Source organism: Diplocloster modestus (assembly GCF_019042245.1).
GTDB lineage: Bacteria > Bacillota > Clostridia > Lachnospirales > Lachnospiraceae > Diplocloster > Diplocloster modestus.
In genome coordinates this window covers 60,769-74,488 of sequence record NZ_JAHQCX010000004.1, presented here as the reverse complement: position 1 = coordinate 74,488, position 13,720 = coordinate 60,769, and the positions used below count along the sequence as shown (strand labels likewise).

The 13,720-nt window shown below is 49.8% G+C and carries 15 protein-coding genes; all 15 read left to right on the top strand.

Annotated features, from left to right (window positions below):
• Positions 1-67: 67 nt before the first annotated feature.
• The 15 genes from KTH90_RS07400 to KTH90_RS07330 all read left to right on the top strand — a co-directional run bounded on the left by KTH90_RS07400 (position 68) and on the right by KTH90_RS07330 (position 13,712).
• The gene (locus tag KTH90_RS07400) at positions 68-1,657 is read left to right on the top strand and encodes an FGGY-family carbohydrate kinase (RefSeq protein ID WP_158350046.1); all 1,590 of its coding nucleotides are present in this window, start codon (positions 68-70) and stop codon (positions 1,655-1,657) included.
• 70 nt (positions 1,658-1,727) lie between these two features.
• Positions 1,728-1,958, top strand: a complete 231-nt coding sequence (locus tag KTH90_RS07395) for a PF20097 family protein (RefSeq protein ID WP_158350045.1) — start codon at positions 1,728-1,730, stop codon at positions 1,956-1,958.
• 15 nt (positions 1,959-1,973) lie between these two features.
• Positions 1,974-2,186 (top strand): hypothetical protein, encoded by a 213-nt coding sequence (locus KTH90_RS07390; protein WP_158350044.1) that lies wholly within the window; start codon positions 1,974-1,976, stop codon positions 2,184-2,186.
• Positions 2,187-2,338: 152 nt separating this feature from the next.
• The gene (locus tag KTH90_RS07385) at positions 2,339-3,217 is read left to right on the top strand and encodes a YicC/YloC family endoribonuclease (RefSeq protein WP_158350043.1); all 879 of its coding nucleotides are present in this window, start codon (positions 2,339-2,341) and stop codon (positions 3,215-3,217) included.
• A gap of 15 nt (positions 3,218-3,232) precedes the next feature.
• Positions 3,233-3,511 carry a DUF370 domain-containing protein gene (locus KTH90_RS07380; protein ID WP_158350042.1) on the top strand — a complete coding sequence of 93 codons (279 nt, stop codon included), beginning with the start codon at positions 3,233-3,235 and terminating at the stop codon, positions 3,509-3,511.
• On the top strand, positions 3,504-4,127 hold the full coding sequence (gmk, locus tag KTH90_RS07375) for a guanylate kinase (RefSeq protein WP_158350041.1): 624 nt from the start codon (positions 3,504-3,506) through the stop codon (positions 4,125-4,127). Before KTH90_RS07380 ends, gmk begins: the two co-directional genes overlap by 8 nt.
• Positions 4,128-4,170: 43 nt before the next feature.
• A complete protein-coding gene (gene rpoZ / locus KTH90_RS07370) occupies positions 4,171-4,419 on the top strand; it encodes a DNA-directed RNA polymerase subunit omega (RefSeq protein WP_158350040.1) in 249 nt (82 codons plus the stop codon).
• A gap of 188 nt (positions 4,420-4,607) precedes the next feature.
• Entirely contained in the window at positions 4,608-5,948 is a 1,341-nt protein-coding gene (gene rimO, locus KTH90_RS07365) for a 30S ribosomal protein S12 methylthiotransferase RimO (protein WP_158350039.1), read from the top strand.
• Positions 5,932-6,474 (top strand): CDP-diacylglycerol--glycerol-3-phosphate 3-phosphatidyltransferase, encoded by a 543-nt coding sequence (pgsA, locus tag KTH90_RS07360; RefSeq protein WP_238726557.1) that lies wholly within the window; start codon positions 5,932-5,934, stop codon positions 6,472-6,474. Before rimO ends, pgsA begins: the two co-directional genes overlap by 17 nt.
• Positions 6,475-6,476: 2 nt before the next feature.
• Entirely contained in the window at positions 6,477-7,724 is a 1,248-nt protein-coding gene (locus KTH90_RS07355) for a competence/damage-inducible protein A (RefSeq protein ID WP_158350037.1), read from the top strand.
• Positions 7,725-7,862: 138 nt separating this feature from the next.
• A complete protein-coding gene (locus tag KTH90_RS07350) occupies positions 7,863-8,693 on the top strand; it encodes an HAD-IIB family hydrolase (protein ID WP_238726556.1) in 831 nt (276 codons plus the stop codon).
• 754 nt (positions 8,694-9,447) lie between these two features.
• Positions 9,448-10,329, top strand: coding sequence for an ABC transporter substrate-binding protein (locus tag KTH90_RS07345; protein WP_238726555.1), 882 nt, complete (start codon positions 9,448-9,450; stop codon positions 10,327-10,329).
• Positions 10,330-10,439: 110 nt separating this feature from the next.
• On the top strand, positions 10,440-11,144 hold the full coding sequence (locus KTH90_RS07340; RefSeq protein ID WP_158350035.1) for an amino acid ABC transporter permease: 705 nt from the start codon (positions 10,440-10,442) through the stop codon (positions 11,142-11,144).
• Entirely contained in the window at positions 11,131-11,853 is a 723-nt protein-coding gene (locus tag KTH90_RS07335) for an amino acid ABC transporter ATP-binding protein (RefSeq protein ID WP_158350034.1), read from the top strand. The genes KTH90_RS07340 and KTH90_RS07335 overlap by 14 nt, the downstream gene beginning before the upstream one ends.
• A gap of 269 nt (positions 11,854-12,122) precedes the next feature.
• Complete coding sequence (locus KTH90_RS07330) at positions 12,123-13,712, top strand: DEAD/DEAH box helicase (protein WP_158350033.1); 1,590 nt, start codon at positions 12,123-12,125, stop codon at positions 13,710-13,712.
• Positions 13,713-13,720: the final 8 nt, after the last annotated feature.

Here is a 13,720-nt window from a genome sequence, read left to right as displayed (position 1 = left end):
TAAGAAAAGTGCGCAGGGTAGTAAAACGATCGTATATTTTGAAGGAATTAGAAATGGAGGCAGGGGTATGGAGGAGAGTATAGGCAAAAATGCGGGGAAGGGCTTTACGGAGCGTATCGTACTGGTGTTTGATGTGGGGACGCAGAGCTCCCGTGCGTTGCTGGTGAACAACCGCGGTGACATAAAGGCAAAGGTGACGGAAAAACATGATCCTCCCTATCTCTCCCCGGAAACGGACTGGGCAGAGCAACGGGCGGAATTTTACTATGAAAAAATTTGTCTGGCGGCTGGAAAACTAAAGGACGGCTGTCCGGCAGAATGGGAGAAGATCGAGGCCGTATCAGTCACGACGATCCGGGATACTACTCTTTGTGTGGATCAGGAGGGAAAGCCTCTTCGAAATGCCTTTGTGTGGCTGGATAACCGGAGCGCGAAGGGGCGGCCTGGCTTCTCCAAAATGGCCCGGGTCATGCTGAAAAGCATCGGGATGGATAAGACGGCCGATATGCAGTACCGGAAATCCAAGTGTAACTGGGTAATGGAGAATGAGCCTGAAATATGGGAGCAGACATACAAGTTTCTGCTGATCAGCGGATACCTGATCTTTCGGCTGACGGGCAACATGGCAGACTCCGCGGCCAGCATGGTCGGCCATGTGCCGTTCGACCACAGGGATCGGAACTGGCAGAAAAAAGGGGCACTGACCCGGCCGGTGTTCGATATCCCGGCGGAAAAATTGTGTGAAATCCGGGAGCCGGGCAGCAGTCTGGGGTGTATTCAGGCGGCCGCAGCGGCAGATACAGGCCTAAGGGAAGGGCTTCCGGTGATCGCTTCAGGGTCGGATAAGGCGTGCGAGATCCTCGGACTGGGATGTATTTCCCGGGAGAAGGCGGCCATAAGTTTTGGAACAACGGCCACGGTATCCTTTACCACAGACCGGTATGTGGAGCCGGAACGGTTTATCCCGCCTTACGCGGCGATTCTGAATCAACATTATAACCCGGAGATAGAAATCTACCGGGGGTACTGGCTGGTGTCCTGGTTTAAAAAGGAGTTTGCCCAGAAGGAGATGGCAGCGGCCGAAGAGTTGGGGATACCCGCGGAGGAATTGCTGAACCGCCGGTTACAGGAGATACCCGCCGGGTGTGAGGGATTGATTCTTCAGCCTTATTTTACGCCGAATACCACCATGCCTTCCGCAAAAGGGGCGATCATCGGTTTCTCCGACGTGCATACCAGAATACATATTTACCGGGCTATTATTGAGGGGATCAACTTTGCCCTGCTGGATGGGATGCGGCTTCTGGAAAAGCAGTCGGGCCACACATTTCAGGAGATCTTCGTAGGAGGCGGAGGAGCCCAGAGCGATGAGATCTGCCAGATTACGGCCGACATGTTCGGCCTGCCGGTGAAGAGGGCGCAGTCCCATGAGGTCTCAGGAATCGGCAGCGCGATCGCATGCTTCGTCGGTATGGGGGAATTTAAGGATTATAAGGAGGCGGTGGAGCAGATGGTTTCTGTCCGGGATACCTTCAGGCCAGATATGGAGCAGCATGAAATCTACCGGATTCTCTATGAGGAAATCTTTAAAAAGATATATGGCAGATTATCACCGCTGTATACCAGACTTCATGAAATCTATAAAAGTAAGATATGAACTGCCCCAAATTCACCTTAGATGAAAAAGAGGGTCTATAAATGGGAATTTGAGTGAGGAGGAAGTTCTTATGAAATGCCCATATTGTGATAGAGAGATGGTTGTTGGAAGTATTTCGCAGGACAGATATGCTCTCAAATGGATTCCAGCTGATAAGGATAAGGGATTATTGAATTTCACACCTTTGGTGAAAGGAATTAAGCTGACCTCTATGATGGACGAAGTGACGGTAAAGGTGTTCTACTGTGAGCAATGCAGGAAGTTTCTGATTGATCAGGATGATTTACGATTGCATGATTAAAAGAGAGGAATGGTTATGAAAGAAATTAAAATAGATACATGCCCGTATTGCGGGGGAAATGAATTTGTAAAGGGAGCGACCACTGCCGGAAACGGTATCTTTCCTGTAGGCAGGATGGTCGGCAACGGCAGCCCGCTGGAGCATACGGTGTGCACGAACTGTGGAAGTATAGTAAGGACTCAGGTGCTTCGGGTGGATAAATTGTGCAGAGAAAAAGAAGCATGGTGAGAAAAAGTACGGTGGAGATTATATAGCGAATATCAAATCTGATCGGGACAGCTTAACGAAAAACCGCATTGACGTGCCCCGCAAAAGCAGTTATAATGAAAAATATTATGGATTCCTGTGCGCAGAAATCCCGAAGACAGGAGAAAACTTTCATGGTAAAAAGTATGACGGGCTTTGGCAGAAGTGAGGCTCAGGATGAGAATAGGAAGTTTCTGGTCGAAATGAAGGCGGTTAACCACCGCTATCTGGACATCAATATCCGAATGCCTAAGAAACTGGCTTTTTTCGAGACAGCAATCCGCAGTCTGTTGAAGAATTACATACAGCGAGGCAAGGTGGATGTCTTTATTTCATATGAAGATTTCACAGAAAATAAACTGGCGCTTCGATATAATTCGGACATCGCAGCCGAGTATTTTCAGTATATGAAGAAGATGGCTCAGGATTTTGAGCTGGAAGACAGTATCCATGTGTCTACTCTGGCGAGACTTCCGGAGGTGTTTACGCTGGAGGATCAGGCTCCGGATGAGAAGGAGCTGTGGGCGCTGCTGGAAGAGGCATTGAAGGGGGCGGCAGAACAGTTTGTAGAGACCAGACTCGTGGAAGGCGAGCATTTGAAGAATGATCTGCTGGCGAAGCTTGACGGGATGACTGTGCTGGTGGATGAGATCGAGCGCCGTTCTCCCGAAATCATCCGGGAATACCGGGAAAAGCTTGAGGAAAAGGTGAAAGAGCTGTTGGCTGACACACAGATCGAGGAAAGCCGGATCGCCACGGAGGTAGTGATCTATGCGGATAAAATCTGTGTGGATGAAGAGATGGTCCGTCTGCGCAGCCATATAGCGGGAACCAAGGCGGCTCTGTCGGCAGGGGACGGTGTAGGCCGAAAACTGGATTTTATCGCGCAGGAGTTGAACCGGGAGGCCAATACGATCCTGTCGAAAGCGAACGATATGGAGATCTCCAACGTGGCGATCGATCTGAAAACAGAAATAGAAAAAGTACGGGAACAGATTCAGAACATTGAGTAAAGGAAATGGATGCACATGGCTAGGTTGATCAATGTAGGATTTGGAAACGGAGTCAATACCAGCAGGATTGTCGCGGTGGTGAGTCCGGAAGCAGCTCCCGTAAAACGAATGGTCCAAAAAGCAAAAGAAGACGGAAGAGCTGTGGACGCCACGCAGGGACGCAAGACAAAGGGTGTGATCGTCATGGACGACGACCATATCGTGCTGTCGGCCCTGCAGCCGGAGACGATTGCCAGACGTGTCTCCAATGATTCCGAATATTTGACGAAAGAAGAGGAAGATATGGATGAATAAGAAAGGGATTCTGACGGTGGTATCCGGATTCTCCGGAGCCGGAAAGGGTACTCTGATGAAAGGGTTGCTGAGCCGTTACCAGGATCTGTATGCGTTGTCCATATCGGCGACCACCAGATCTCCCAGACCGGGAGAACAGGACGGCCGGGAATATTTCTTCCGGACACGGGAAGAATTTGAACAGATGATCGCACAACAGGAGCTTATAGAATACGCCTGTTATGTCAATAATTACTATGGTACGCCGAAGGCCTATGTGGAGGAACAGATGGCTCTTGGCAAAGATGTGATCCTGGAGATAGAAATCCAGGGGGCCAGACAGGTGAAAAAGGATTTTCCCGAGGCATTGCTTTTATTTGTTACACCTCCCACCTCAGGCGATCTGAAGAAGCGGCTGGAAAACAGAGGCACAGAAGACTGTGACACGATCCGCTGCAGGTTGAAGAGAGCTGCCGAGGAGGCGGAGGGGATCGAGGAATATGATTACCTGATCGTCAACGATGTATTGGAAGAGTGTGTGGAAACCATGCATCAGATCATTCAGAATGAACATTACCGCGCTGCGCGCAATATAGAGTTTATGAACCAGTTCAGAAAGGAATTAAAAGAATTCTAAAAAACACTCTGAACAGGAAACAGATTGAAAGGAGATTTTAATTATGTTACATCCATCTTACACAGATTTAATGAAAGTGGTAAACAAAGACGTGGAGGTCGGCGAAACGCCTGTCGTAAACAGCAGATATTCCATCGTACTCGCCACGGCTAAGAGAGCCAGACAGCTGATCGGAGGCGAGGAACCGTTAGTCAGGGACGACGGCAGAAAGCCTCTGTCCATCGCCATTGATGAACTGTATCACTCCAAGATTAAGATCGTCGGGGAAGAAGAGTCTAAGGAAGACGAATAACACCTGCAGGTGCCCAGCAGCCATAGCGGGAAAATAGCAGTGAAAATGAAATAGGATACCGGACGAAGGTTTTGGAAAGGACGTGGCAGCAGCTTACGGTCCCTGCGGACAGGACCTTCGTCTTTCTTGTGGTCCGCATAGGCAATGAGCATAGACGAGTCATATTTATTATTGAAAGAGGATAGGTTATGAAAATTTTATTCGTATCTCTGGGCTGCGACAAAAATCTGGTGGATTCTGAGGCGATGCTTGGGGATCTGGCGGCATCCGGATATACATTTACGGATGATGAGACACAGGCGGAGGTTATTATTATCAACACCTGTTGCTTTATTCACGACGCAAAAGAAGAAAGTGTGAATACGATTCTGCAAATGGCAGAATATAAAAAGGACGGACCCTGTCAGTTCCTGATCGTCACCGGCTGTATGGCACAGCGCTATCAGCAGGAGATCATAGATGAAATTCCAGAAGTGGATGCGGTGCTGGGGACTACCGCCTGTGATGAGATCGTCAGGACGCTGGATGAACTCCGGGAAGGGCAGGGGCATCTGCTGTCCTGTCCCGAATTATCCAAACTGCCTGGCCATTCCCACGGCCGGCTGGTCACGACCGGCGGGCATTTCGCATATCTGAAAATAGCAGAGGGATGCGACAAACACTGCACCTACTGCATTATACCGAAGCTGCGCGGCAATTACCGCAGTGTCCCAATGGAAGAGCTGATACTGGAAGCGCAGGATCTGGCGGCGCAGGGAGTAAAAGAACTGATCCTGGTTGCCCAGGAAACCACGGTCTATGGTGTGGATCTGTATGGGAAGAAGAGTCTGCCCACCCTGCTGCACAAACTGTGTAAAATCAGAGGACTGCGCTGGATCCGGATTCTCTACTGTTATCCCGAGGAGATCACGGAAGAGCTGATCGATGCGATCAGTTCGGAACCGAAAGTCTGCCACTATCTGGATCTGCCGATCCAGCATGCCAACGATGATATCCTGAGGCGCATGGGCCGCAGGACCACTAAAAAGCAGCTGACCGATATCGTAAGCAGGCTGAGGGAGAGAATACCGGATATCGCTCTGCGTACCACGCTGATCACCGGGTTCCCGGGAGAGACGCAAAGTGACCATGTAGAACTGATGGAATTCGTAGATGAGATGGAATTCGACCGCCTCGGGGTATTTCCCTACTCACCGGAGGAGAACACGCCGGCCGAAGGGATGCCCGATCAGGTCCCTGAGGAAATAAAGCAGGAGCGCCAGGATGATTTGATGAGCCTTCAGCAGGAGATCGCTTTTGATATGGCCCAGCAGATGATCGGCAGGGAATTGCTGGTCATGGTGGAGGGCAAAGTAGCCGATGAGAATGCCTATGTGGCCAGAACTTACCGGGATGCTCCCAATGTGGATGGATATCTGTTTATCCAGACCGATGAGGAATTGATATCCGGAGATTTCGTCAAGGTGAAAGTTACCGGTGCCGAAGAATATGATTTGATAGGAGAGATAGCTGATGAATCTGCCCAATAAGCTGACCATTTTACGTGTCGGTATGATACCGTTTTTTGTCCTTTTCATGCTGGTGGATCTGGCAGGCCCGGCTTCCAAGTGGATCGCACTGGCTCTTTTCATCATAGCCAGCCTGACGGACCTGCTGGACGGAAAAATCGCCAGAAAATATCATCTGGTCACCAATTTCGGGAAATTTATGGATCCACTGGCTGACAAACTGTTAGTCTGCTCCGCGATGATCTGCCTGACGGCAATGGACCGGCTGGCGGCCTGGATCGTCATCATTATCATCAGCCGGGAGTTCATCATCAGCGGTTTCCGACTGGTAGCGGCGGACAGTGGTGTAGTAATCGCAGCCAGCTATTGGGGCAAATTCAAAACGACGGCTCAGATGCTTATGATCTGCCTTTTGATTGCAGATCTGGGGGGGGTTTTCAGTATCCTGGAGACGCTCTTCGTATATCTGGCCCTGGCCCTTACGGTCATTTCACTCATTGATTATCTGGTAAAGAACAAAAGCGTTATAAGCGAAGGGAGTAAATAACCATGGTAGTAGAACTGATTTCTGTCGGTACAGAACTGCTTTTGGGAAATATTGTAAATACAAATGCAGCTTATCTTTCTGAAAAATGCGCGCAGCTGGGCTTATCCCTGTATTATCAAACAGTGGTGGGGGATAACGAAGAACGCCTGGCGGAAACGCTGAAAACAGCGGTGGACCGTTCCGATGTGGTCATATTAAGCGGAGGTCTCGGGCCGACCAAAGATGATCTGACCAAGGAAGTTACGGCAAAAGTGATGGGCCGGGAACTGGTGGAGGATGCCCACAGCAAAGAGCGGATTCAGGCTTTTTTCAAAAACAGCCAGTTCAAAGTGATTACGGAGAATAACTGGAAACAGGCGCTGGTGCCAAAGGATTCCATCGTTGTGGAAAATGCCAACGGCACGGCGCCGGGTATCATCATAGAAGAGGGGGATAAAGCGGTAATCCTCCTTCCGGGTCCTCCCAATGAACTGATCCCCATGTTTGAACACGATATCTTCCCGTATCTGAGAAACCGGCAGCCGGAGGTCATCTATTCCCAGATGGTAAAGATCTGCGGTATGGGTGAGAGCATGGTGGAAACGAAAATCGTGGATCTGATCGATTCCCAGACGAATCCGACGGTGGCGCCTTACGCCAAGATCGGCGAAGTGCATCTTCGGGTAACCGCCAAGGGAGAAACGGAAGAGGAAGCGAAGAAATTAACCAAACCGCTGGTAAAAGAATTAAAATCCAGATTCGAGGACTATATCTACACCACCGAAGAACAGGTGACTCTGGAAGAAGCAGTTATAAAGCTGCTGAAAAAAAACAACCTGACTTTGACGACAGCAGAGTCCTGCACCGGCGGCATGCTCTCAGCCCGTCTGGTCAACGTACCGGGGGTATCCGATGTGTTCAAACAGGGTCTGGTCACCTACTCCAACCGGGCTAAGAAAAAATTACTGGATGTCAAGAAGAGCACATTAAAAGACCACGGCGCAGTCAGCGAACAGTGCGCAAAAGAAATGGCCAAAGGCGGAGTGCTTTCCACCGGATCCGATGTCTGCGTGGCCATCACCGGTATCGCCGGGCCTGATGGAGGTACCGAGGACAAGCCAGTGGGCCTGGTCTACATTTCCTGTTATATGAAAGATAAAGTTACGGTCCGCAAATTCCAATTCAAAGGAAATCGTGAGAAAATCAGAGAATATTCAGTAGTCAATTCCCTGGTGCTCTTAAGAGACTGTATTCTGGCAAATTATAAATAACCACAAAACAAAAAATTGCCGTGGAAAAGGTCGTAAGGTTTATCATTTGAACCTTACCGCACTGACTTCACCGGCAATTTTTATGTAAAAACATAGTGTCCCTAATGCATAAAAAGTATCAGGATGGAGGAAACGAATATGAGCGGAAAATTCGACGGAATACTGCTGGCGACAGATGTAGACGGAACGCTGGCGAACTTCAACGAGATACCACGGAGGAATATAGAAGCGATCCAGCATTTTGTAAAAGAAGGCGGCATGTTCACCGTATGCACCGGCCGGGGCTACGCCATGACCTACGACATCGTCAATCAGGTGCCGGTCAATGTCCCTGGAATCTGTGTCAACGGAATGCAGCTCTATGACTTTCAGCAAAAAAAAGTCATATCCGAAATCTACCTGCCCAAAGAAGCCGAAAAGATCCTGGCAGATATGCGAAAACAATTCCCCGATATCGGTGTCATGATCGTAGCGGACAATACCTACACAATCATCGAAGAGGGAAAATACGCTGTGGGCGACCTTAGATACCGCCTGGACCGTTTCAAGTCATTAGGCCAATACGTAGACGGCACCATGGAAAGCCTGTATCCCGACTGGACCAAGATCCTGTTCCTCGTCACCGGAGACCGGATGCGGGAAGCCCAGGCCTATTTTGAAGACCACCATACCAGCCAGGGAATCCACGTCATGATAACCGCCCCCTACTTTCTGGAGATGATCGACGCTGCCTGTGACAAAGGCACAGGCCTGAGAAACCTCCGCACCCTTCTCGGCGCCAAAGTCAAACGGCTGGTCACCGTAGGAGACAGCTACAACGACCTGAGCATGTTCCGGGAAGCGGACCTGTCCACAGCGGTACAGGAGGCGGAGCCGGAAGTCCGCGAGAAGGCGGACCTGCTGGTGGGCCCCTGTATGCAGGGCGCGGTGGCTGATGTGATAGAGTTCCTTGGAAGGGAAGTTAGTTGACTTAGGGCCGGGAAGAACCCTGGGGGGCGGGACGCGTACCCCTGTTTGGGGAGGCGGGGCGGGCACCTGTCCTTTGACGGGCGGAGGGCTGCCTGCTGGCAGCTGCTAAGTGCCATCCCGCCGGCAGACTCAGGAACCGGGCCAATTCGCCAGAAACGCATGATGCGTTTCCGGTTCAGTGGCCCTTGCCCGTCGGACGTGAGGTCCGCCGTGCATCCTTAGTCTGCCGGCGGGATGGCACTAAGCAGCTGCACAGCCGCCCTATGCCCGTCAAAGGACAGGTGCCCGCCCCGCCTCCCCAAACAGGGGTACGCGTCCCGCCCCCCAGGGTTCTTCCCTGCTTTGGTGAATTTTAAGCAGTTAAGTCCGCGTTCCTTTTGAATGTACAGTTATTGTTACATAAGTTTCATACTGAAAAATTAATAATTCTCCAGTACAGCGGGTTTTATAGTATCAGTCTCTATAGTGCATGAACGTCCAGCTTTATGGAATATGGACAAGCCTTTGGTAGAGTAGGGATGAGAGGGAAGGGCCGGTTCCGATTCCCCCGGCCCTTCCCTCTCATCCCGGCCCTAAGCCAAACGCCCCACCCCAATTTACCAGGAGCGGTAACAAAAGTTAGAAGATTCGGAAAGATTCCGGAAAGATTCCTGCGAAAATGCTTGTATTTTAGCGGGAAAGCAGTTAAAATACAGTTGTGTGCGTATAAATATGCATATTTATGAATGGTTATGAATTAAGAGGAGGAAATGAAATGAAAAAATTATTGGCAGTAATGTTATCCGCGGCTATGGTTGTGTCTATGACCGCCTGCGGCAGTAAAGAAGAGGAACCGGCAGCTCCTGCGGCGACTCCGGAAGCGACTCAGGCTCCGGAAGCCAGTGAAGCTCCTGCAGATACGGCAGCTCCTGCGGATACCGCGGCACCTGCGGACAACGCGGCAGCGGGCGAAGGCGGAACACTCATTGTAGGTACCGAAGCGGGTTTTGCTCCTTATGAATATCTGGACGGGGATAAGGTGGTAGGTGTTGATATGGATATCTGCCAGGCGATTGCCGATGCCTTGGGAATGACCCTGGAAATTCAGAACATGGACTTTGACGGCGCGCTGCTGGCTGTTCAGCAGGGTAAGGTGGACATGGTAGCTGCGGGTGTATCGGTGGATGAGGCTCGCCAGAAGGTGATGGATTTCTCCAGCAAATACGTGGATTCTACGGAAGTGGTTGTAGTGAATGCGTCCCAGGGACGTGTCAGCACCCCTACCTTTGATGAACTGAATGATAAGATCGTTGGTGTTCAGCAGGGAAATATTGCGGATCTGTATGTGTCCAATGAAGAGAACTGCAAGCCCGAGAAGATCGTCCGTTATACGAAGTTCGCCCAGGCAGCGGAAGACCTGAAAAATGACAAGATCGACTGCATCGTTATGGACCAGTATCCGGCGGAAGAGCTGGTGGCAGGATCTGGCGGCGCTCTGAAGATTCTGGAAGGAGATCCCTTGTTTGTAGACAGCTACGCGATCGCTGTTAAGAAAGGGAATCAGGAATTACTGGATAAGATCAATCCGATTATTGAAAAATTAATCGCAGACGGAACCATTGACGAATTCTTCGCAAAACATACCACCGCAAAATAAGATTTACCGGATTCGTAAGGCAGACGTTTTCGTCTGCCTTTATTATCCAGAAGAAATGCGCTGCTGAAGGTAAGAAAAGAGCACGATAGACAGAAAGGGTTTTGGAACATATGAAGGATTTTCTATGGGGTTTGATAGAGCCATTTTATAATGCGGTATTCATGAATCAGGGCTACCTGGCCTATGCGGAGGGAATTAAGAATACTCTGCTGATATCCCTGATGGCCATCGCCATCGGTATCATAATCGGTGTGCTGGTAGCTGTGGTGCGGGTGATTTCCTCTAAGATCAAGGGGCTTCACTGGCTTGGCAAAATCTGCGGTATTTACGTGACGGTGATCCGCGGTACACCTGTTATGGTCCAGCTGCTGATTATTTACAATATGATATTTACATCCAGAGATTCGAATCCGCTTCTGTGTGCCGGAATCTGTTTCGGAATTAATTCAGGAGCCTATGTGGCGGAGATTATCCGCGGCGGGATCGAATCCATCGATAAAGGACAGACGGAGGCCGGCCGCTCTCTTGGCTTTAATGATCTTCAGACTATGCGCTATATCATCCTGCCGCAGGCATTTCGCAATGCGCTTCCGGCCCTGGGAAATGAATTCATTGTGTTGGTCAAGGAAAGTTCCGTGGCCAGTGTGATCGCGGTTTCGGATCTGACCAAAATGGCCCAGTACATCGGCAGCCGTACCTGGGACATAGTCCCGCCGTTAGTCGTGGCAGCGCTTTGCTACCTGGTAATTGTAATGATATTGACGAAATTGTTGAGCTTACTGGAAAGGAGGATGTCAAGAGGTGATCGAAACTAAAAATCTTCAGAAAGCCTTTGGCGATCATTTGGTCCTGGCCGGTATTGACCAGCATATCGATAAAGGGGAAAAAGTGGTGGTAATCGGCCCGTCCGGGTCCGGCAAGTCCACATTTCTGCGGTGCCTTAACCGTCTGGAGGAGCCGACCGGCGGTGAGATCTGGTTTGAAGGTACGAATATCACAGATCCGTCCTGCAATATCAATAAACTGAGACAGAAGATGGGAATGGTATTTCAACAGTTTAATCTGTTTCCCCATCTGTCCGTGAAAGAGAACATTACGCTTGCCCCCAGGAAACTGACGGGCATCAGTGAAAAAGAAGCGGATGACCGGGCCATGGAACTCTTAAAGAGAATCGGCCTGGAGGAAAAAGCCGACGCTTATCCCAGACAGCTGTCCGGCGGGCAGCAGCAGCGGATCGCGATTATCCGGGCATTGGCCATGAACCCGGATGTCATGCTTTTTGATGAGCCTACTTCAGCGCTGGACCCTGAGATGGTGGGGGAAGTGCTGGAGCTGATGAAAGAGCTGGCGCATGACGGGATGACCATGGTGGTGGTGACCCATGAGATGGGGTTTGCCAGAGAGGTCGCAAACCGGGTTCTCTTCATCGATGAGGGAATCGTACAGGAAGAAAATGAACCGGGAGAGTTCTTTGCTAACCCGAAAAACCCCAGATTGAGGGATTTCCTGTCGAAAGTTCTGTAAAAAATAGCAGCGCTCGAAAAAGCCTCGCTGACTATTTTTCATGCATCGCATGTAAGCGGCTAAAAAACAGCCGCTAAGTGCTCATAGCTATAAAATTTAAAAGAAACTGTTGTAAAAGTAGGCGGTTCCTGTTTTACAACAGTTTTTTTCTTGCCATAAAAACAATAGGTATGATATACTCGAATTTGTGTTAAATATAAGAATGTGGTAACTGACAGCATAAAGGGATAGACAGCGGGGAAAAGTAAAGGAAGACAGAAAGGAATTCTATGGAAACAATCAGATTTGATGAGCTCGGACTGTCCGAGCAGATCGTAAAGGCAACAGTAACAATGGGATTTGAGGAGGCTTCTCCGATACAGGCGAAAGCGATACCAGCAGCGATGCAGGGGAAAGACCTGATCGGTCAGGCGCAGACGGGGACCGGAAAAACGGCGGCTTTCGGTATCCCCATATTGGAGAAAGTAGATCCAAAAAATAAAAAGCTTCAGGCTCTGGTACTATGCCCCACCAGGGAGCTGGCTATTCAGGTAGCAGACGAGATCCGGAATCTTTCCAGATATCTGCATGGAATTAAAATCCTTCCGATATATGGAGGACAGGAGATCGTAAAACAGATCCGTTCGCTGAAGGCGGGGATACAGATCATTATCGGTACCCCCGGACGAATTATGGATCATATGCGAAGGAAAACGATCCGGTTGGAAGATGTGAACACGGTGGTTCTGGATGAAGCCGATGAAATGCTGAACATGGGTTTTCGGGATGATATCGAAACCATCCTTAGAGAAATCCCTGAAGAGCGGCAGACGATTCTGTTCTCGGCTACCATGCCCAAGCCGATTATGGATATCGCGAAAACCTATCAGAAGGACGCGGAACTGATCCGGGTAGTAAAAAAAGAGCTGACAGTTCCCAGTATCGACCAGTTTTACTACGAGGTCAGACCCAAAAATAAAGAAGAGGTACTGTGCAGGCTTCTGGATATGTATGATCCGAACCTGTCGTTGGTGTTCTGCAACACGAAAAGACAGGTGGATGAACTGGTGAGCGGGCTGGTCGGAAGAGGCTACTTTGCGGCGGGGCTGCATGGAGACATGAAGCAGTCACAGCGGGATCGTGTCATGAACGGTTTCCGGAAGGGAAAGACTGATATTCTGGTGGCTACGGATGTGGCGGCCCGGGGGATCGACGTGGATGACGTGGAGGCTGTTTTCAACTATGACATTCCTCAGGATGATGAGTATTATGTACACCGGATTGGAAGAACCGGGCGTGCCGGCAGGAACGGAACGGCATTTTCCTTTGTTGTGGGAAAAGAAGTATATAAATTAAAAGAGATCCAGCGATACTGCAAGACCAAAATATATGCCAGGCCGGTACCATCGGTAAATGATGTGGCAGCGACAAAACAGGAGAAGATTTTCCATCAGGTGGAGCAGCTGATTCAGGAGGAAGATCTTACCTCCATGATTCAGATGATCCAGGATCGTGTAAATGAATCGGATTATACAGCCATGGATCTGGCCGCGGCTTTTCTGAAGCTGATTACCAATACAGACGACGCCGCTCAGGATGAGGATACGACGCAGCTATTGAATACCGGCGCGGAAGAAGAGGGAATGGTACGTCTCTTCATCAATGCGGGTAAAAAACAGAATATCAGACCCGGCGATATCGTGGGAGCGATCGCGGGAGAGAGCGGAATGCCCGGCAAATTAATCGGATCCATTGATATGTATGATAAATATACATTTGTTGAAGTTCCCCGCGAATATGCGATGGATGTCCTGCATGCAATGGATCACGCGAAAATTAAAGGAAGATCGATTAATATTGAACCGGCGAACCAGAAATAGCCGCCTCT

Coding starts and splice junctions, on each gene's coding strand:
- rimO (WP_158350039.1), top strand. CDS start 4,608: ATGAAAATTTTATTCGTATCTCTGGGCTGCGACAAAAATCTGGTGGAT.
- KTH90_RS07400 (WP_158350046.1), top strand. CDS start 68: ATGGAGGAGAGTATAGGCAAAAATGCGGGGAAGGGCTTTACGGAGCGT.
- KTH90_RS07385 (WP_158350043.1), top strand. CDS start 2,339: ATGGTAAAAAGTATGACGGGCTTTGGCAGAAGTGAGGCTCAGGATGAG.
- KTH90_RS07395 (WP_158350045.1), top strand. CDS start 1,728: ATGAAATGCCCATATTGTGATAGAGAGATGGTTGTTGGAAGTATTTCG.
- KTH90_RS07340 (WP_158350035.1), top strand. CDS start 10,440: ATGAAGGATTTTCTATGGGGTTTGATAGAGCCATTTTATAATGCGGTA.
- KTH90_RS07355 (WP_158350037.1), top strand. CDS start 6,477: ATGGTAGTAGAACTGATTTCTGTCGGTACAGAACTGCTTTTGGGAAAT.
- KTH90_RS07380 (WP_158350042.1), top strand. CDS start 3,233: ATGGCTAGGTTGATCAATGTAGGATTTGGAAACGGAGTCAATACCAGC.
- KTH90_RS07350 (WP_238726556.1), top strand. CDS start 7,863: ATGAGCGGAAAATTCGACGGAATACTGCTGGCGACAGATGTAGACGGA.
- pgsA (WP_238726557.1), top strand. CDS start 5,932: ATGAATCTGCCCAATAAGCTGACCATTTTACGTGTCGGTATGATACCG.
- KTH90_RS07345 (WP_238726555.1), top strand. CDS start 9,448: ATGAAAAAATTATTGGCAGTAATGTTATCCGCGGCTATGGTTGTGTCT.
- gmk (WP_158350041.1), top strand. CDS start 3,504: ATGAATAAGAAAGGGATTCTGACGGTGGTATCCGGATTCTCCGGAGCC.
- KTH90_RS07330 (WP_158350033.1), top strand. CDS start 12,123: ATGGAAACAATCAGATTTGATGAGCTCGGACTGTCCGAGCAGATCGTA.
- rpoZ (WP_158350040.1), top strand. CDS start 4,171: ATGTTACATCCATCTTACACAGATTTAATGAAAGTGGTAAACAAAGAC.
- KTH90_RS07390 (WP_158350044.1), top strand. CDS start 1,974: ATGAAAGAAATTAAAATAGATACATGCCCGTATTGCGGGGGAAATGAA.